The sequence below is a fragment of the Pseudoalteromonas sp. CO342X genome, assembly GCF_004208915.1.
Taxonomy (GTDB): Bacteria; Pseudomonadota; Gammaproteobacteria; order Enterobacterales; family Alteromonadaceae; genus Pseudoalteromonas; species Pseudoalteromonas maricaloris.
The window spans coordinates 17,567-35,816 of sequence record NZ_SGPH01000011.1 but is presented as its reverse complement, the minus strand read 5'-3'; the positions used below and the strand labels follow the sequence as shown (position 1 = coordinate 35,816).

General features: G+C 43.2%; 19 protein-coding genes and 2 pseudogenes. 11 read left to right on the top strand and 10 right to left on the bottom strand.

The window, feature by feature from the left end; all coding sequences use genetic code 11:
* The 6 genes and pseudogenes from EXT47_RS03890 to EXT47_RS03865 all read left to right on the top strand — a co-directional run.
* Positions 1–399: pseudogene (locus EXT47_RS03890) on the top strand (hypothetical protein); the annotation flags it as partial.
* A gap of 644 nt (positions 400–1,043) precedes the next feature.
* Positions 1,044–1,295 (top strand): annotated as a pseudogene (locus tag EXT47_RS24230) (hypothetical protein); the annotation flags it as partial.
* Between the two features lie 500 nt (positions 1,296–1,795).
* Positions 1,796–2,542 (top strand): PoNe immunity protein domain-containing protein, encoded by a 747-nt coding sequence (locus EXT47_RS03880; RefSeq protein ID WP_039493552.1) that lies wholly within the window; start codon positions 1,796–1,798, stop codon positions 2,540–2,542.
* Positions 2,543–2,554: 12 nt separating this feature from the next.
* A complete protein-coding gene (locus EXT47_RS03875; RefSeq protein ID WP_039493555.1) occupies positions 2,555–3,346 on the top strand; it encodes a PoNe immunity protein domain-containing protein in 792 nt (263 codons plus the stop codon).
* Between the two features lie 101 nt (positions 3,347–3,447).
* Positions 3,448–3,663 carry a hypothetical protein gene (locus tag EXT47_RS03870; RefSeq protein WP_130125920.1) on the top strand — a complete coding sequence of 72 codons (216 nt, stop codon included), beginning with the start codon at positions 3,448–3,450 and terminating at the stop codon, positions 3,661–3,663.
* Positions 3,664–4,006: 343 nt separating this feature from the next.
* Positions 4,007–4,294 (top strand): hypothetical protein, encoded by a 288-nt coding sequence (locus EXT47_RS03865; protein WP_039493556.1) that lies wholly within the window; start codon positions 4,007–4,009, stop codon positions 4,292–4,294.
* 131 nt (positions 4,295–4,425) lie between these two features.
* Here EXT47_RS03865 and EXT47_RS03860 read toward each other — a convergent pair whose 3' ends face one another.
* Positions 4,426–5,379, bottom strand: coding sequence for a GlxA family transcriptional regulator (locus tag EXT47_RS03860; RefSeq protein ID WP_130125919.1), 954 nt, complete (start codon positions 5,377–5,379; stop codon positions 4,426–4,428).
* Between the two features lie 94 nt (positions 5,380–5,473).
* On the opposite strand from EXT47_RS03860, the gene EXT47_RS03855 reads away from it, so the two are divergent.
* Together EXT47_RS03855 and EXT47_RS03850 are read left to right on the top strand one after the other, a co-directional pair.
* Positions 5,474–5,881: an MAPEG family protein gene (locus EXT47_RS03855; protein ID WP_130125918.1), complete on the top strand. Its 408-nt coding sequence runs from the start codon at positions 5,474–5,476 to the stop codon at positions 5,879–5,881.
* A gap of 180 nt (positions 5,882–6,061) precedes the next feature.
* Positions 6,062–7,543: a diguanylate cyclase gene (locus tag EXT47_RS03850; RefSeq protein WP_240701589.1), complete on the top strand. Its 1,482-nt coding sequence runs from the start codon at positions 6,062–6,064 to the stop codon at positions 7,541–7,543.
* Positions 7,544–7,546: 3 nt separating this feature from the next.
* Here the strand turns inward: EXT47_RS03850 and EXT47_RS03845 are convergent, their stop codons facing one another.
* Positions 7,547–7,729: an alternative ribosome-rescue factor A gene (locus EXT47_RS03845; RefSeq protein WP_010606219.1), complete on the bottom strand. Its 183-nt coding sequence runs from the start codon at positions 7,727–7,729 to the stop codon at positions 7,547–7,549.
* Positions 7,730–7,941: 212 nt separating this feature from the next.
* Here EXT47_RS03845 and EXT47_RS03840 point away from each other — a divergent pair, with 212 nt between their 5' ends.
* Together EXT47_RS03840 and EXT47_RS03835 are read left to right on the top strand one after the other, a co-directional pair.
* Positions 7,942–8,949, top strand: coding sequence for an alpha/beta fold hydrolase (locus tag EXT47_RS03840; RefSeq protein WP_130125916.1), 1,008 nt, complete (start codon positions 7,942–7,944; stop codon positions 8,947–8,949).
* Positions 8,950–9,198: 249 nt separating this feature from the next.
* Positions 9,199–10,743 (top strand): basic secretory protein-like protein, encoded by a 1,545-nt coding sequence (locus EXT47_RS03835; RefSeq protein ID WP_130125915.1) that lies wholly within the window; start codon positions 9,199–9,201, stop codon positions 10,741–10,743.
* Between the two features lie 85 nt (positions 10,744–10,828).
* Here the strand turns inward: EXT47_RS03835 and EXT47_RS03830 are convergent, their stop codons facing one another.
* The 6 genes from EXT47_RS03830 to EXT47_RS03810 form a co-directional block, all read right to left on the bottom strand.
* Positions 10,829–11,146, bottom strand: coding sequence for a hypothetical protein (locus tag EXT47_RS03830; RefSeq protein WP_010606216.1), 318 nt, complete (start codon positions 11,144–11,146; stop codon positions 10,829–10,831).
* Between the two features lie 9 nt (positions 11,147–11,155).
* Positions 11,156–11,878: a subclass B1 metallo-beta-lactamase gene (gene bla / locus EXT47_RS03825; RefSeq protein WP_039493569.1), complete on the bottom strand. Its 723-nt coding sequence runs from the start codon at positions 11,876–11,878 to the stop codon at positions 11,156–11,158.
* 243 nt (positions 11,879–12,121) lie between these two features.
* Positions 12,122–12,298 (bottom strand): hypothetical protein, encoded by a 177-nt coding sequence (locus tag EXT47_RS23805; protein ID WP_165383791.1) that lies wholly within the window; start codon positions 12,296–12,298, stop codon positions 12,122–12,124.
* A gap of 233 nt (positions 12,299–12,531) precedes the next feature.
* The gene (locus EXT47_RS03820) at positions 12,532–13,662 is read right to left on the bottom strand and encodes a sodium ion-translocating decarboxylase subunit beta (RefSeq protein WP_039493572.1); all 1,131 of its coding nucleotides are present in this window, start codon (positions 13,660–13,662) and stop codon (positions 12,532–12,534) included.
* A gap of 10 nt (positions 13,663–13,672) precedes the next feature.
* Entirely contained in the window at positions 13,673–15,454 is a 1,782-nt protein-coding gene (oadA, locus tag EXT47_RS03815; RefSeq protein WP_039493574.1) for a sodium-extruding oxaloacetate decarboxylase subunit alpha, read from the bottom strand.
* A gap of 12 nt (positions 15,455–15,466) precedes the next feature.
* Positions 15,467–15,715, bottom strand: coding sequence for an OadG family protein (locus EXT47_RS03810; protein ID WP_039493576.1), 249 nt, complete (start codon positions 15,713–15,715; stop codon positions 15,467–15,469).
* Positions 15,716–16,155: 440 nt separating this feature from the next.
* Between EXT47_RS03810 and EXT47_RS03805 the strand changes: the two genes are divergently transcribed.
* Positions 16,156–16,668: a YcxB family protein gene (locus EXT47_RS03805; protein WP_223193675.1), complete on the top strand. Its 513-nt coding sequence runs from the start codon at positions 16,156–16,158 to the stop codon at positions 16,666–16,668.
* Positions 16,669–16,744: 76 nt separating this feature from the next.
* Here the strand turns inward: EXT47_RS03805 and csrA are convergent, their stop codons facing one another.
* Both csrA and EXT47_RS03795 read right to left on the bottom strand, forming a co-directional pair.
* Complete coding sequence (gene csrA, locus EXT47_RS03800; RefSeq protein ID WP_010375935.1) at positions 16,745–16,930, bottom strand: carbon storage regulator CsrA; 186 nt, start codon at positions 16,928–16,930, stop codon at positions 16,745–16,747.
* A gap of 90 nt (positions 16,931–17,020) precedes the next feature.
* Positions 17,021–18,244 (bottom strand): aspartate kinase, encoded by a 1,224-nt coding sequence (locus EXT47_RS03795; protein WP_010606210.1) that lies wholly within the window; start codon positions 18,242–18,244, stop codon positions 17,021–17,023.
* Positions 18,245–18,250: the final 6 nt, after the last annotated feature.

The following is an 18,250-nucleotide window of genomic DNA, read 5'->3' as shown; positions in this document are numbered from 1 at the left end:
ACCGCGCCGGCGGGAAGTCAAATCATTCAAAGCCAAGGCAATATCACGATTAAAGGCAGTGGCTCTGGCAACCTCACTCTTGCCAATGGTGGCAGTGAAATCAGTATTGACTCAAGTGGTAACGTCAACATCTTTGCAGACAAGTTACTGACCTTAAAAGGCAAAGCCATGACCGTGTTTGACGGTAGCATGGAGCAGATATTGGTGGCAAACAAAGCGCCACTATGCCGAGTGTACCGCAAATTCAAGCGCTTTCTGAGAATGCTCGACTCTCACTTGCCGCCGATGGCATTGCCACCATGGCGAGCAGTACCATTGAGCTGTCTTACACCTATCAAGATGGCAGCCCAATTATGGGCGCGCCTTATACCATTCGATTTGCAAACGGCACAGAGCTGACTGGTAACTTAGACGACAGCGGTAAAGCAAAAATTGAAAATGCCCCGCCCGGTCAATACACAGTGCAATATGGTGAGGACAAACGCGATTACCTACCAGAAGATAATCGCCCTAAAAACCCACTGTATGGACAAATCACCCCAGCGCGAGCGGCTGAAATGGTACGCAGCGGCAATACTGCACCACTGATAGAAGCCAATGGCATTGCAACCCAAGCAGGTGATTGGTTGTGGGGCACACTACAAGGCGACTTTAATCAAAACCCCTCCACGTCACAAATCGTGGTAGGTACCTTGATTTCCATGATACCAATTATTGACCAAGTCATGGATTTACGAGATATCACCGCCAATGTCATGTTACTGACTGACGATGATGAAGCCAACGACACCGACGCTTGGCTTGCCTTTACCCTAACGGGCATTGGTTTAGTGCCAGTTGTGGGCTCCGCAGTCAAAGGCGTAGGCAAGGTTATCTTAAAAAATACTGGAGAATCGCTCTCTGCTGCGCTTGCCGTTTTACGCAAGCTCGGCAAAGGCGACCCAGTTAAATACCTAAGAGACATCAACTGGCAAGACCTAGGAAAACAATCCGCCACGGAAGTTAAAAACATCGTCAAAGGCCTGCGCGATTCACTTGATGACATGTCCACCAGTTGGCACTACGACCTACTACTTCCAGACGCCGCCATCGAAGGCATGCAAGCCACGGTAAAACGCCTAGACGACGTCACCCCCAAAATCGACCAGCATATGCAACAAGCCGCCCAAGAAATCGGACAGCGAGTTAATAAAGCACTGGATGAGTATCAAGGGGAGTTACCACAGGTTGGCGTTACCAATGTGCCGAAGAAATCTAAAGCACCGGAGCTTTCAGCTCCAGAAGGAAACGATCTCAAAGGTGCCCCAGTTAACAAAGTTAATCCGCCATCACGCAAAACGCCTAGTGACTTTACGCAGTATAAATCACTAAACCACAGAAAAGGCGCTACTGGTGAGTACAATGCACACCAATTAATGTTGGAAAATGGTTTTACACCGCTAGGTAAAACCGACGGTAATTATAAACCAGGACAATCCGGTATTGACGGAATATATCTGCACCCAAATCCACCACCGGACTATGTGATTACAGAAGCCAAATATAACACCTCTCCATTAGGTATGACTAAAGATGGTAGACAAATGGGTGATGACTGGATCACAGCCGAACGGCTAGAAAAAGCAGGTATAAGTAGAAGAGATAGAAAAAAAATACTTGATGCTTTAGCTGATGATGATGGCTCGGTACTAAAGCTATTAATTAGAAATGAAATAGATGGAAACTTAGCTGTTGAAGTACTTGGTAAAGATGCTAAAACGATTGATAATCAATTTAAATTTTAAGAGATATTAAGATGTTAAGAGATACTTTAAGAGATAAAGCTTACTTTGACGAAGCAGTTGAGTTTTATAGCGATGCAATAACTGAAGATGTTGAGAAAATCACTTCTAGTAATCGTCCTAATTTGGTGAGGATGAAACGCACCTTTAACTTAATAAACGAAGTTTTAAGTTACCTCCAAGTAAAATACTCTCGAGGGGATGACCTTATTGAGTTTAGAGCTTTTATTCAGGACCTGCTTACTTATCGCAAATGGCAAAAGGACTTTGCAGATGATCTATCAGACGTAGAACAAGTTGAGCGTATTCCTATAGAAGAGTTGCACCAAAGCGATTTACGGAACTATTTAAAGTTATTTAGCTTCGCCTACTGCTTAAACATGGGAAAAGATTACTACTTACAATTATTAGAGCTTATTGGAAATCAAGGACAAGATGCACTATTTGATAAAATTGCGATTGCGCTAGGTGACACTGATCGTGAAATAGCAGCGGATACTCTGTTCAAAAAACGTTTCGATAAGCTGTACAAAGTAGTTGAAGGAAGTCCAGAGCAACGTCCAGCACTTGCGAAATCTTATATGGAGGCTTGGTACGTTTTGGAGGAAAGTCCTGATATTCATTTACTGGACAATGATGCTTACGATGGCTATTGGTGCTGGGAAATTGCGCTCGTTGTTAAATTATTCAATATTGATGATAGCAGCTTTATTGACCACCCATACTACCCTAAAGACCTCGTACATTGGCAAGAGAATTAGTAGGAGACAATAGTGCGCGATACACGGAGAAGTAACGATTACTTCGAAGAATTCTTAGTCGACATTGAAGTTGGCATTAAAGAAACACAGGAAGCCCTCGACGCAGGTAATTTTACCGCACCTAGCGAGCGAGTTAATGTTGCCCAGCGTATATATCAGCTCGCGATTATGCGAGCGGTAGCGCACTACTCATACGGTGCTCACCTTGGGGATGTTAAGCGCTATACAGAAGCAATTTTGCCGTATCGAAAACAACTGACACACTACTGTGATAAGTTACCTGTAAATCATCAAATATACCGCCATGCTTTTGAAAAGCTGGGCGGGCAAATCGATGCTGTCGGCTCCTCTAATATCAATCGTTATATCTACACTTTGTGGTGGCTGGCACTTTTACAAGCCTGCGATGTTGCTCCAGCTCATATTCAAGAAGTACTCGATGTTATTGGCGAGCGCGGCAAAGACACCTTACTTGATAATGTAGCCATTGTACTTGGTGATAACGATAGACCTATTTCGCCCACACTCTACTACCCTGAAATTTATCAAAACCTTTCACTCGCTTTTACAGTACCTAATGAGCAAAAGCCTGATTTACTCAACCAATTTGCACAAAATTGGTACAGCAAGTTAGAGGGCTTGGCGGACTGGCATGATAATCATAACTGTGAATGCGAATTCGAGTACACGGATTATTATATTGGTTATTGGTGCTTTGAATTAGCTTTAGTTGCTAATGTTCTAGAAATACCAAGAGAACCCTTAGAAGATAGTGTTTATGTTCCGGTTGATTTAATCAGATAAACTTCTGCGCATGATTTTTAAGAAAGGATAGGCTGAAACACTTGGGTGTTGCAGGGCTAAGCCGCTAACCTTCACTGACAGTAGTCAGCCCCTCGATTTCCATGATACCGATTATCGACCAAGTCATGGATTTACGAGATATCACCGCCAATGTCATGTTACTGACTGACGATGATGAAGCCAACGACACTGACGCTTGGCTTGCTTTTACCTTGACCGGCATTGGTTTAGTGCCAGTAGTGGGCTCAGCAGTCAAAGGCCTGCACGATTCACTTGATGGCGAGAACCTAAACGCATACACCCAGCATTATTCGTAGCTAATGGATGTGTAGAAGTTAGTGGCGATTGCCTGACCCAAATAATATCAGGATAGTTACATTCAAAATAACGAACTCGTTTTTAGATGGCAATTTTAAAGCATAGTGCTCTAGCAAAAGATACAAATTATGCTCAGCTATAGCCTTCAATACATGCTACTGCGTTGTATGTTTTAGTGTATTAATTCAGATATAAAGTATGTTATGTTCGTTCATGCTAGCCTCAGCTGTTTAGCTATTCAACAAATTAATTATGGCTCTGCTTTATATAAAGCGAACCCACGAAAAAGAGAAAGCTAGCACGGTGTGGGAGTCATTATATCTATATTTCGGAAGATCGGCAGTGAATGATATTGAAAGAAATAAGTTAATCAAAACTAGCTGGGATTTGCATAGTTTGGTAGAAAGTAGCTACCTTGGCAATCCCGCTACCAAAGGCGATGAAGAATGGCTAGAAAAACAGCGTATTCTATTAGCTGATATGGCTATTCATCTATTACAAACGGCTATTAAGCCAGGTAACATAGAGCTTGATAAATTAAAAAATAATCTGCACTCAATTCTAACAATCACAGATCAATTTTTACCCCACTCAGGGCTTAAAGAAGCAACAGAGAAACTTTACGAGTAAACATATAACACATGTTCAAGTTAGTATTGCCGTAGTTTGGTTTCCTGTAGTACTCATATTTTGCAGTTGACTATAGCGATAACAGCCGGTGTTATTGATTGAAAAAATAGAAAGGTTAACACCCACTATGACTACCCTCTCACTCGATTAAGCGATTGGTTATAGTGTTTTTTGTATTGCTTCGCTAAAGCCTGACTGTCTTGATAGCCAACCTGATTGGCTATCTGCTCCACGCTCAAGTTTGTGCCATGCAATAGCTGTTTGGTGCGAACGAGTCGCGCAAGTCGCACATACTCAAACGGTGTCATATTCGTGTGCTGTTTAAAGCGTCGAATTAACGTACGCTCTGACATACAAGCTTGTTTCGCAAGGCTCTGTAAGCTATGTGAAACATCGAGATTATCGCTAATATGATGCTGTGCCTTAAGCAATTGCGCATCTCTATGTTGTAAAAAGCCACTGAGCTGCACAAACTCATTTTGACTCGCTTGCTCGTTTGGTATCGCCAGCCATGCGGCGATTGTTTTTGCCACTTCAGAGCCCAGCACGTCGGTAATAAACCGCAGCATCAAGTGCAAGTAACTATGAGCTGCGCCCGCGGTATACACCATATCGCTTTGCTCTGTTACCTTTTGGCTGTTGGGCTTTAAAACTGGAAAGTATCGTGTAAAAAAAGGCGTGAGCCACCAACTACACGTAAATTGTTTTTTATCCAACAATCCTGCTGTGGCTAAAAATGCGGTACCGCAACATCCGGCAAGTTGATAAGTCGCGGGATGAAATTCAATACCATGCTTGTTTAATTGTACTTTGATTTGTTGGCATTGTTGCCACAACAAAGGCTCTGATGAAAAGTGACTGCCGAGCCAGATAACGACATCAGCATCAGCCAATGCGCTAAATTCAGCATGACAAACAAATTCTAAACCCTGACTACTCATCACCGACTTTTGCCCTGAAAGCGCAACCGTCTGCCAGCAAAACACCGCCTTACCAGCGACTTTGTTTGCCACGTTCAAAATATCAATCACACCTGTTAATGCGCTCGCAAACACATGTTCAGGACATAGCAAAACCACCTTCATGGCAATATCAAACCAAAACTAGTCATTATTGACACGATAAGTTAGCAATCAATCTAGTTAAAGTAAAACCTCTTTTAAACTCAGGAGCTTTACTATGTGGATCCATATTCCGATTTTATTTTTGCTTAGCCTAACGCTGCTATTATTTCTTCTGACCGCAACGAGTAGAATTCGCGCAGTCAAAAATGGTGATATTGCACTTCAAGATATTCGCTATGTTGAAAAACACGCCTTCCCCGAGCGCATAAGATTATTAGGTAATAGCTATGACAGCCAGTTTCAGCAACCAGTTTTATTTATTGCACTACTGATACTTTTGCATACTGAGCAAATGACGGGACAATTTTGGTTTGTGCTCAGCACCGTGTTTGTCGCAGCAAGATATTGGCACAGCTACGAGCACATACTGGGCTGTAACTTACGGTTACGAACCCTAGCATTTGGATTAAGTAGCTTTTGCTTGTTTTTTGCCTGGTTTAGCTTCTTGTTCGTTAGGATGTAAAAAGTCTCTGGTTAAAGGGATTTTACACTGGCTAAGTTACGTACAAGTTTGTTACATTAACTACAACAATAACCTTAGGTTTTGGTTGTGCTGCAGTCTAGGTTGAATGGCGTCAAAATACACAGCAACTTTAGTGGGAAGCTTACGCTCCTACTCGCTTTTATTTACGGCGCCGTATTTTTGTTTAGCCCCTCAATTTTTGCGCTTGATGACAATTGCTCGCTCACGACCGCTCACGGCAACTCGATTTCGCTTGCTATCAATACCACGTCTTATAGTAAAATTGAACGCGGCAACAATACCGTCTCGATAGCCTGTAATTTAAATGAAGACAGCGTTTTTTCATTTGTAGATGTTGGCCTTAATCACTATCAGTGGCGAGTCAACGCCCCTTTGCCCGTTAAGTTCTCACAGCCCGCATTTATCATTCCAAAAGGTAGGTACACAGCAACCTTAAGCTTAGATTCTATGCAAATTCATACGCCAAGATTTAGGCTGATGAGCATGGGGAAATTTATTTGGGAAAGTCAAAAAAGCAGCCTAGTCATGGGCGCATTTTATGGACTTTGCTTTACCTTAATTTGCTATGTATTGATCATGGGTAGTCGCCTCAATGATCCTATATTTAGACTCTACGGCGCTTATATCTTCTGCCTTTGTGGATTTGTATTATTCCAAGAAGGGCAATTAAATCTTTTTGTTTCATCTCAGTATAAACCATTACTCAAACACGCATATCTACTTAGTATTGGTCTCACTGTGGTTTCAGCAACTTGGTTTATGTTGAGTATCCTACTTGTTGACAAACAGTGGCCAAAACTCGTGTTGCTACTGAAAAGTGCCGCGGGTATCGTGATGCTCCTGAGCATACTTAAAATTCCCACTCAACAAGCACAATTGTCCTACTTATTAAGCCAAATTATGGCCTATATAACCCTCGTTATTGTCGCTACTATCTTTGTGCTATCAGCTCTTCAAACCAAGCGCAAAATTGGCGAAGCAAGTTTGGTTTTTGCGGCACTGAGCCTAGTATTAGTCGGTATGGTATTTCGCGTGCTGTTAGTGGGATATAGCCCATTTATGCAGCGCTATGCACTTATTTTTGCGTTTGCCATTGAGTCTTTACTGCTTGCCGTTGCGGTATCTAAACGCATTGGACGACTCAGACAGCAAAAGCAACAAGCTGAAAATGAAGCAAATTACGATCAATTGTGCGGCATTTTTAACCGTCGAGGCTGGTACAAACAAGCCAACGTGCTAGTCGAGCAATTTAATAAACGTGGTGGTGTTTTGGCATTATTTTACATTGACTTAGATAAGTTTAAGTTGATTAATGACCAAATTGGTCACGATGCTGGAGATAAGGCGCTTGCCCATGTTGCGACGTTTTTGTCATCAAGTATCAGAAAACAAGATATTGTAGGACGCCTAGGTGGCGATGAGTTTGCAGCGCTCTGCTTATTTGACGACACACAATCTGCAGAAGAAAAAGCACAACAGCTGCAACAACAACTCAATACCTTGCAATTTAGTCATGGAAAACAAGAGGTAGCAATTCAAGGTAGTGTCGGGCGAGCATTTTCCCAACACCCGATAACAGATATCAGCGACTTAATCGCACAAGCTGACAAGCAAATGTATCAGCAAAAAACCTTATCTTAAAGCTTAGGCTGCCTTAAGGTAAGGCTCTTGGCCTTTGTGCTTTACGCTCCGTTGATAACTACCTTTGCCTTTTTTGCTCTTTTCAACTTTCGCCTTAAACAACGGGCTGGTCACCAACGCTTTTAGTGCGTTGTCTTTAATTTCACCACGCTGATGAGCATGCTGAAGTTTGCTTTTTTTAGTCATGACTTACTCCAAATAAGAATCGTATCAATTGATAGTGTTGATGCATAATTTCCGACCATCAACAAGCGCGAATATTAACCTAAATGCTTTAAAGCGCAATGGCTTTTAGCAATAAATTTTCGTCTTTTTTGACTGCTATTTTAAAGTTAAGTTCATACCTACGCTCTATACTTAAATGCAGCCCTTTCAAGTCAAGCTAAACATTCGCGACAATGACCGATATCAAGATTGCAACCGGGATCAGCATACATTATCAGGACGAGGGTGCGCCTCACGCCCCCGTTATTATTTTGATAATGGGTCTTGGGGCACAAATGACGATTTGGCCAGATGAATTGTACTTTGGGCTAGTCAATAAAGGTTTTCGGGTGATCCGTTTTGATAATCGCGACACGGGATTATCGAGCCACTTGGACCATTTAGGTTCTCCGAGTGTGATAAAAACCATGCTGAGTAAAAAGCTTCCCATCCGCGCTTCTGTTCCCTATACCCTAGAAGATATGGCCGAAGATGTTGTCGCTTTGATGGCTGGACTTAAGATTAAACGCGCCCACCTTGTTGGTGCTTCTATGGGCGGGATGATTGCACAAATCGTTGCCGCTAAGCATAAAAAGAAAGTGGTAAGTTTGACCTCAATTATGTCAACCTCAGCGTATCCCAAGTTTACCGCAGCAAATGTAAAAGTCATGCTGCAACTGGCAAAAGCACGGCCAAAGTCAGACGGCCTCCAATCTGCCATTCAATACAATATAAAACTCAACCAGCTGATCGGCAGCCCAGCCTATCCTCAAGACGAATGGACGCTACATCAACAAGCCAAACACAGTATTGAACGCGCACATAACCCGCAAGGATTTAAGCGTCAGCTTGCGGCGATTGTCGCAAGCCAATGTCGCAAGCACACGCTGGCAAAGATCAAAACGCCTACACTTGTTATCCATGGTACCGACGACCCTATTTTCCCCGCAGCCGCTGGCCAGCAAACCGCCGCTACTATTCGCAAATCCAAACTAAAACTGGTCAATGGGATGGGTCATGACTTCCCTCCAATGCTCATGCAAAAGATTGCCAAATGGGTGGCAAAACACGTAACAAAAGCAGAGCGAAAGCGATTAAAGAAGAAACAACACAAACAAAGTGCAGCTCAGGAGACTGCGAATAAAAAAGTCCCGAAAAATCAATCAAACACGCCCCAACAAAACACAGTTCACAATAAATAACATTCCCTAACATCACGCCCTGTAAAGCCTGATAGTGCTAGCCTTCGCATCGTAATTCAACCTAACTCAGGAACACCAATTCTGCCCTTATCGTTAAATTAAAGTAAATTTCCATTTGACAAACGTACATAAAAGCAACAACAATTAAACCGTTCCAAACTTATTTGGACGCCAAAATAAAAATAGCCATGGATACAACATCAACAGGTATCTGCCCACAAAAAATGGAACGATACAAAAGAGGTCAACATGAACATCATTATAGCTAAAACGCGATTCCAACGTTCTTTTATAGCAGCCGCTTTAGTGAGCCTGGGCTTAAGCTCGGCGCACGCAAACAGCGATCTGACAACTGCCAATGCCGCTGCTATCAGCGTTTCAGGAGAAAACCAACCCTATGAGGGCAAAGTCAACGCATTTGATAATAACCACTACAGCAAGTGGCTTACTTTTTCAGCTTCCGGTTGGATAAGTTATGCGTTTAGCGAAGCGGTGAATTTAACAGCTTACACCCTCACTTCCGCGAACGATGCGCCACAAAGAGATCCCAAAAATTGGACGCTTCAAGGCTCTCAAGACGGTCAAGTGTGGTTCACTATAGATTCGCAAAACAATCAAAGTTTTGCTTCGAGACATCAAACTAAGCAGTTCAATGTCAGTACCAATCATGCGTACCGCTTTGTGCGCTTAAATGTCACCGCAACGCAAGGTGCCAATTTATTACAGCTTGCAGAAATCGAATTTATCGGTGCTCCGGCAAACGGTGATACAACCTTGCCATTTAACCGAAGTGGTAGCGTTACCCCTGGTCAATGGGCGCATTTTGGGCCATTTACAAGCTCAGCTCCTATCACAGCAACCTTGACTGGCAGTGGTGATGCGGATCTATACCTAAAAGCAAATAGCCAACCGACCACCGCAAGTTATGACTGCCAAAGTATCAATGATGCCAGCTCCAACGAGCGCTGTGATATAAGCTCAAATGCACCGGTTTATGTTTCTGTATACGGTTTCCAAAGCGCCAATTATGAGTTAACCGTCAGTAGCGATAACACACCACCAAACGACACATGGCAACGTCCGGAAGTAAACTTTGTTGATGTTAACCCAGAAACACAAGGCTCGGCATTATTTAAACGGATCATTCCAAACCCAGCTGCACACATGGCCGAACGCTGCGTGGATGTAGCAAAAGTGCTATACCGCAACGCCAGTGAATCCCAGCGTTTTAGAAAATTGCAGTTTGAGCTGAGAGCCAAAGATCATTGGGGTAAGGATTTCGTTGCCTATAAAATGGGACAAGACGGTTCGGGTGAGATGACTATTGTCGTTAGCACCGCGCACTTAGAGCGTATTTATCGCGATAATAATAACAACGATGCCGTGATCCGTGATGAAATCGATGGCATTTTATTCCACGAAGTTACCCATGGTTACAATAACTCGCCGCTGACTCATGACAGCTATGGTGATGGCAAGGCAAATTGGGCATACACCGAAGGCTTAGCTGATGCCGTGCGGATCGGTGCGGGTTTTCATAAGTCACGCTCACCAGATATCATCAACGCTAAACGCTGGCTTAGTGGCTACACCACAACTGGGTTTTTCTTGCATTACGTCAAACAACAGCACGACTCAGAGTTTATCTACAAGTTTAATAAAGCGGCGAAAGATATGGGCAATTATACTTGGTCATTTGATGCTGCATTTCAACACATCTTGGGCCGAAGTGTTGAAGATGTTTGGAACGAATATGTCGCCTTTATCCAAAATGGTGGACAACTAGAGTATTAATTTTTAAATAGTAACTCTGCCACGTAAAAGAGTCTAAGAGGTTTTCTAAGAGATCCCTCTATGAGACTCATTTACGTGGTATTCGTTATTTTTGTAACGCCTGCTCGTGGGACATTGTTTTTAGTTTAATCGCGAGGCCACAGGAGAAGTAGATCTTCACCACTCCGACAATGATCAAATGAAAGTTCGGGTGGGAAAGCAAATCTAAGTCATAGATATAGGCTGCTTTTATTGGCGCGTCGCCGTTTTCTATCATGGCGATTAGCCAATGATAAATTGCAATCCCCTCTTTGATCACGCCGAGCACTATCAAGGCTACGCCCGTTAAAAACAACAAGCGACAATACCACAGCGCAGTTTCTAAACCCGGACAGCGTAAATTACGAAATGGAATAAATTTCATGTCAGTCCTTTATTTAGCTTTTGATTGCTCGATTTTGATTAGCTCAACGGTATGGTGCAACAAAGATAAATCCCCTTCTTTACCATGCCCTGGGATAACCATGTTTGCATCTGGATATCGGCTCAATACCTTGTGTATAGACGCTTGCCACTCATCAACCGAAGCATCCTCCAAGTTACCTAAATTTTTACTCGCCACACTTTTCACAAAGCATCCTGCGAATAAAGTTTTAGATTGTGGCAGCCACACGACAATATTGTCCTTCGAGTGCCCTGCACCTGGGTAATAGGTTTCAACGACACCTGACTTTATCGCTGCTGAGGCTTGCGGCAAATTATGTAACGCGATTGCGCTGTGTTTTTGGGCTAATAAATAATTAGTTTGGGCTGATGCATAGGTTGGGATCTGGTGTTTATTTAATACCGCTAGGCCACCGCTTGCATCTTGATGATAATGCGTGACCACCGCCCCTTTAACATTGAGTTTGCGGTCTTCAGTCCATAAAAGCAGCGCTTCTGTGTCTTGCTCGGTCCAAGGTGTATCAACAATGTACGCATCTTGACCGTCGACCACAACCAGCCCAGAGCCTGCCACTAACCCCCAAGGTTCAACGTGTAGCGAAGATTCATGTTTATAAACATGCTCGGCAATCGGCGTTACCACTAAAGTCGATGCTTCTGTTGCAACTGTCACGCAGGGTAACAAGAATAAGAAAGGAGCTAAAAACTTCATCTGAAGTTGTTCGTGTTAATTAAAAGTGACGAAAGACTATCAAGTTTAAGAATATAAAGTCCAGCGAAATGAAACGTCAAACGGCTAAATAACAGAAATCGATTTTTTGGTGTTAACCACGTGTGGGAGAGTGAATTGTTATATTTTCTATGGTTTAGTCATTAGTTGTATATACGCCTAACATAGTTTCACATCAGGCGTAATAGAATTGTAATCTGAATGAGTTCAGATGAGCCGTAGCTCTTAAACCATATCTTTTGGAGGGATGCAGTAATGCTTACCTGTTGGAGCTGGATTACATGCCATTAGTCCTGTTAAAGTATCAGTCCCTCTTGCGCCTGCAACATCTTTAGTTTGAGCCGCTGCGATCTCTTTACCTAATAAGCTTTTTAAATTTGTTTTTTTAATAGTTAGTTTCATGTTACTTCCTTATTTTCATTGTTATATTCAAGTAACACAATACACAAGAAAAACAAAAGAACAACCCCCTAACAGAAACAAAAAAGACTTTTTTTAAACAGTTTGATACCAAAAAGCATCAAAGTGACAACAAAACTTACTACCGTCTTATTTCCCCAATTGAGCTTGTATTATAGGTCTAAAAAATGCGCGGCAATCTAAAATCGCCACGCAAATGGTTGGAGAAATGTAAACTAACCTACAAGGGCAAGTAAAATACCAGCAGCAACCGCACTGCCTAATACACCCGCTACATTGGGGCCCATCGCATGCATCAGCAAGAAATTATGTGGGTTACTTTCAAGGCCAACCTTATTGACCACACGCGCAGCCATCGGGACTGCAGATACCCCAGCAGCGCCAACTAGCGGATTAATGGGACTATCGCTAAATCTATTCATCGCCTTAGCCATTAATACACCTGCTGCAGTACCAATTCCGAAAGCCACAGCGCCTAGCGCTAAAATCCCCAACGTCTCAACCGTTAAGAATTGATCAGCGGCCAGCTTTGAACCCACCGCCAGTCCGAGGAAAATAGTGGTGATATTAATCAACTCGTTTTGCGCCGTTTTACTCAAGCGGTCTACTACACCGCACTCTTTCATCAAGTTACCCAAGCAAAACATACCAACCAAAGGTGTTGCTGCAGGTAAAAACAGTATCGTTAGGCCCAGTACCGCCAGAGGAAAGAGGATTTTCTCGGTTTTTGATACATGACGCAGCTGCGGCATCGCAATCTGACGCTCTTCTTGCGTCGTGAGTGCTTTCATGATTGGTGGTTGAATAATTGGCACTAACGCCATATACGAATAGGCAGCCACCGCAATTGCCCCTAGTAACTCTGGTGCAAGCTTAGACGCGAGAAATATCGCAGTTGGTCCATCTGCACCGCCAATAATGGCGATTGCTGAAGCGTCTTGCAGGGTAAATTCAAAGCCCGGAATATAGTTCAGCAAAATAGCCCCAAACAAAGTGGCAAAAATCCCAAACTGCGCCGCGGCACCAAGCAACAGCATCTTGGGGTTGGCTATCAGTGCACTAAAGTCCGTCATCGCACCCACCCCCATAAAGATCAACAAGGGGAATACTCCGCTGTCGATACCAATGTAATACACGTAGTATAAGAGCCCACCAGGATCGGCAAGCCCAGCGACAGGAATGTTTGTGAGTATGGCACCAAAGCCAATAGGCACTAATAGCAACGGCTCAAAGCCTTTAGCGATCGCAAGATACAAAAGTCCGCAGCCCACTGCCATCATGCAAAGTGCAGGCACGGTGAAGTTGGCAAGCCCTGTTGCTTGCCATAAATTAAGTAACCCTTCCATCACGACATCCTTATGCTAAAGACATGATGGCATCGCCAGCACTGACGGAATCGCCTTCAGAGACGAGTAGTTCTGCGACTTGGCCACTGTGTGTTGCACGCACCTCAGTTTCCATTTTCATGGCTTCCATGATGAGTACTACATCGCCTTCTTGCACCTCATCTCCTGCGCGCACCATAAGCTTAAAGATGTTGCCGGCAAGTGGCGCATTCAAAGTTTCACTGGAGCTTACCGAGGTTGATTGCGGTATAAGCTCACTGTCTTTGACTTGTACTTCTTGTAACTCACCACCCGGCGCAACTACCACATCGTATACTTTGCCATCCACTTTTACGCTGTAACGCTCAGTAGCTGATGACTTAGCTTTAGCAGGCGCCGCTGCAGCTTTTTGTTGTTTGCTTTCAACAAGCGTCGGTTTTGGCTCAAACGCATCTGGGTTATTGCGATTTTTCAGAAATTTAAGGCCAATCTGCGGGAATAATGCATAGGTAAGCACATCATCAATAACCTCGTCGGCTAAGGTAATTTGTTCCTCTTTTGCCGTCGCGACTAGTTCGCTTTGTAAACTATCTAGCTCAGGTTCAATTAAGTCTGCAGGACGGCAGGTAATAGGCTCTGCGCCTTCAAGCACTCGTTGTTGCAAAGCTTGGTCGACTTGCGCTGGTGTCGCTCCATATTCGCCTTTCAGCACGCCAGCCGTTTCTTTGGTTATAGACTTGTAACGCTCACCGGTAAGTACGTTTAATACCGCTTGCGTCCCGACTATCTGTGAAGTTGGTGTTACGAGCGGTAAGTAGCCAAGTTCTTTACGCACACTTGGAATTTCTTTTAGTACCGCGTCAAGCTTGTCACCTGCACCTTGCTCTCGCAGTTGATTTTCCATATTGGTTAACATGCCACCAGGCACTTGTGCAGATAGAATACGACCATCTACTCCTTTCAAGCTGCCCTCAAAAGCTGCATATTTCTTTCTCACTTCACGGAAATAGGCTGCGATCTCTTCTAGCTCTAGTAAATCAAGCCCTGTATCACGTTCTGTACCTTCCACAATCGCCGCGATAGTTTCTGTTGCACTATGGCCATAGGTCATACTCATCGAAGATATCGCCGTATCGAGCATATCGATACCCGCATCTATGGCTTTTTGATAAGTTGCAGTACTGAGCCCTGTGGTTGCATGGCACTGCATTGCGATAGGAATAGAGACGGACGCTTTGAGCCTAGAGATTAACTTTTCGGCATCATAGGGTTTCAGTAATCCAGCCATGTCCTTGATACAAATGGAATGACAACCTAAGTCTTCGAGCTGCTTAGCTTGCGTGAGCCACATTTCCAGCGTATGAACAGGGCTTACGGTGTACGAAATCGTGCCCTGCGCATGCGCGCCCACTTTGATGGCCGCTTTAATAGCCGTTTCTAAGTTGCGCACGTCGTTCATTGCATCGAATATTCTAAATACATCTACCCCGTTATGGTGGGCACGTTCAACAAACTTTTCGACAACATCATCAGCATAATGACGATAGCCCAATAGATTCTGACCACGCAGTAGCATTTGCTGTTTGGTTTTTGGCATTGCAGCTTTCAGTGCACGGATCCGCTCCCATGGATCTTCGCCTAAATAGCGAATACACGAGTCGAAGGTTGCTCCCCCCCATGATTCAACAGACCAATAGCCCATATTGTCGAGCTTCTCAGCGATAGGAAGCATATCTTCCAAGCGCATTCTGGTGGCGAGTAATGACTGATGCGCATCGCGCAGCACTAATTCGGTTAGCTTTAACTGTGACATGCAAAACCCCTATTAATTGTTTTTTCTGTAGGCTGCAACGGCAGCGCTAATGGCTGCAATATGTGCCTGTGGCACACCCTGTGACGATGTTGCTCTGGTTGTTTTTGATCTTGTGGTACTTGGCGCTACTTCTTTAAATTGAGCAGCAAAGTTGGCCAACAGTCGCATCGCAAAAATCAAAATGGACAGAAAAACAAAAACACCAACCATACCGGTCAGCATGAGATTTCCTGCTTGCAGTAGCTGCGATCCAATATCCATTTTTACCCCTTACTTGCTGTTTGGTTTTCCTGTTCGATGTTAACGAACCGGTATAAACCTTCACTTTTTGTAGATATTTATTCACCTTATAACAAAAAATGTTCCACTGTAAAGTGCATTGTAAATTGGTATTACCAAAACACTTAACTTATAAACAATCAGTAAGTTAGCTTTGAAATCACTAATAAATATGGAAAACCAACGTAATAAATATGAAAAATATTCAAAATAGCGCCGACTAATACAGTGATTTTAATGAATATAGAATGGATTTTTGATTACGCAAGATAAATTGTAAATTGGACTGACCAAAAGTTAACGTTTACGTAAGCGTCATGCTGTATAACACGTATTTCGCTGGATATAGTAAAAGGGAACTGCAAACAATTTATTCGCATTACAGCTTTTTCAATATAGATGGGTATAATAAGGGGAAATTTTTGCCACAACGAACGTCTATGCCCTCCCTTGAACAAAATGAAAATTTATCTTTTCAAAGCCAATTTAAGTTAGATAAAGCCTATTATCGAGAGTGTTTTGAAGAATCTGAAGCCAATGGGCTTGCTGTTAAACCGAAATATGGCTTGCTTGTGCTGCTAATTACACTGGGGCTGTTTGCTATTTACGGATTGCAGGAGCACTACGTCGGGAACTTTCTTATTCTATTGGCTGTGGTTGAATGCGTCGCTTTCTACTATCGTAAAGCTTGGTGGGTGATAAGACAGTCATATTCTCGCGCTGCCGGTAATATCGTCGAGGTTTCAATCTCTAAAATAGGTATTAACACCAAAGCGACACATGCCGAATTTTCTTACCCATTTGACGACTTAGATAAACTCGTTGAAACGAACAGAGGTTTTTTGGTATTTCACCAAAACAAACCGAGCTATATCAGTAAATCTGGACTTAACGAAGGAGCGATTGCTTTTTTGTCTGAGCAAAGCCAGAAATAAGAAACCCCGCAGTGGCGGGGTTTTTTCATGCCAGTCAAACCATGTTAACTAACATCGTAATTCAGTATTTGGTCAATTACATATTGCCCGGGCTAGATTTCTCAGCCTGAATTCGCATGTAAATTTCTTCACGGTGAACTGAAACATCTTTAGGCGCATTTACACCAATACGTACTTGGTTACCTTTAACACCTAGTACTGTTACAGTCACTTCATCACCAATCATCAGGGTTTCACCTACTCGACGAGTTAGTATTAGCATTCTCTTGCTCCTGTTATTCCAAAATTTAAAAGATTCCGCGTCAAATCCATTTTAAATAAAAGTTCCTAGAAAAGTAAGCAAAAACTTCTTTTACTCAGTACTTTCCAATTCGAATTTGGCATGTAAAGCCCGTACAGCCAGCTCTAAATATTTTTCTTCTACTAGTGCCGAGATTTTTATCTCTGATGTAGATACTAATAGAGTGTGAATATTTTCTTCGGCCAATGCCATAAAAAAGAGACCAGCAACACCTGAATGAGATTTCATTCCGATGCCAACCGCTGAGATTTTTGCCACGTTAGCATTAACCTCTACCGTTGCGCCACCTAAATTTTGTGCATGTTGCGCTAAAACTTCTTCCGCCAGAATACAATCATTTGTGTGCACAGTAAAAGCATAGTCTATTTTTTTCTCACTGTGGTTCAAATGGTTAATCATATCGACTTCGATATTATGCTCACCAAGAAGAGAAAGTATATTGGCAAGATTACTAGGTTTTGCATCTACATTGTTAACTAAGATAAGCGCTTCGTCTTTGACACTCGCTACCCCAGAGACCACTTTAGTGTTTTTCATCTTACCTTCCTCATAGCTAATTAAGGTGCCGTTATCAGGAGAAAACGAAGAAAGTACGCGCAGTGGTACATTATATCGACCGGCAGCTTCAACCGAACGGATCTGCAAAACTTTAGCACCCACACTGGCCAGCTCCAACATTTCAGGAAAGGTAATATGTGATAGACGCCTTGCATTTGGCTCTATGCGTGGATCGGTAGTGTACACACCGTCGACATCAGTATATATCTGACATTCGTCTGCTTGCAAAGCCCCTGCGATTTCAACTGCTGAGGTATCTGTACCACCACGCCCCAACGTGGTGATATTGCCTTCTTCATCGCGTCCTTGAAATCCGGCAATAATGGTTATTCGGTTATGCTCAAGCTCTTGCTTTAAGCGGGTCGTGTCTATTTCTGTTATCCGCGCTTTAGAGAACATGTTATCGGTTTTAATACCAACCTGATCGGCAAGTAAGCTCACGGCAGAATGCCCACGCTTAATGATGGCCATCGCCAATAACGCGATAGAAACTTGTTCGCCGGTGGTGATCAACACATCTAGCTCACGAGAACTCGGTCGTGCATCGATTTGTTGGGCAAGGGAAATGAGACGGTTTGTCTCGCCTGACATTGCAGACAACACGACCACCACTTGGTGGCCTTGTTGTTGTGTTTTGATAACGTGTTCGGCAACCGCCTCAATACGCTCTACCGAACCTACCGAGGTGCCACCAAACTTTTGTACAATCAGCGCCACTTGCTG

What these genes read in the sequence shown, in the direction of transcription:
- EXT47_RS03860 (WP_130125919.1), bottom strand. Translation starts at nt 5,379, where the DNA reads ATGAAGGTGGTTTTGCTATGTCCTGAACATGTGTTTGCGAGCGCATTA.
- oadA (WP_039493574.1), bottom strand. Translation starts at nt 15,454, where the DNA reads ATGTCACAGTTAAAGCTAACCGAATTAGTGCTGCGCGATGCGCATCAG.
- EXT47_RS03880 (WP_039493552.1), top strand. Translation starts at nt 1,796, where the DNA reads ATGTTAAGAGATACTTTAAGAGATAAAGCTTACTTTGACGAAGCAGTT.
- EXT47_RS03840 (WP_130125916.1), top strand. Translation starts at nt 7,942, where the DNA reads ATGACCGATATCAAGATTGCAACCGGGATCAGCATACATTATCAGGAC.
- bla (WP_039493569.1), bottom strand. Translation starts at nt 11,878, where the DNA reads ATGAAGTTTTTAGCTCCTTTCTTATTCTTGTTACCCTGCGTGACAGTT.
- EXT47_RS03835 (WP_130125915.1), top strand. Translation starts at nt 9,199, where the DNA reads ATGAACATCATTATAGCTAAAACGCGATTCCAACGTTCTTTTATAGCA.
- EXT47_RS03870 (WP_130125920.1), top strand. Translation starts at nt 3,448, where the DNA reads ATGATACCGATTATCGACCAAGTCATGGATTTACGAGATATCACCGCC.
- csrA (WP_010375935.1), bottom strand. Translation starts at nt 16,930, where the DNA reads ATGCTAATACTAACTCGTCGAGTAGGTGAAACCCTGATGATTGGTGAT.
- EXT47_RS03855 (WP_130125918.1), top strand. Translation starts at nt 5,474, where the DNA reads ATGTGGATCCATATTCCGATTTTATTTTTGCTTAGCCTAACGCTGCTA.
- EXT47_RS03830 (WP_010606216.1), bottom strand. Translation starts at nt 11,146, where the DNA reads ATGAAATTTATTCCATTTCGTAATTTACGCTGTCCGGGTTTAGAAACT.
- EXT47_RS03845 (WP_010606219.1), bottom strand. Translation starts at nt 7,729, where the DNA reads ATGACTAAAAAAAGCAAACTTCAGCATGCTCATCAGCGTGGTGAAATT.
- EXT47_RS23805 (WP_165383791.1), bottom strand. Translation starts at nt 12,298, where the DNA reads ATGAAACTAACTATTAAAAAAACAAATTTAAAAAGCTTATTAGGTAAA.
- EXT47_RS03810 (WP_039493576.1), bottom strand. Translation starts at nt 15,715, where the DNA reads ATGGATATTGGATCGCAGCTACTGCAAGCAGGAAATCTCATGCTGACC.
- EXT47_RS03820 (WP_039493572.1), bottom strand. Translation starts at nt 13,662, where the DNA reads ATGGAAGGGTTACTTAATTTATGGCAAGCAACAGGGCTTGCCAACTTC.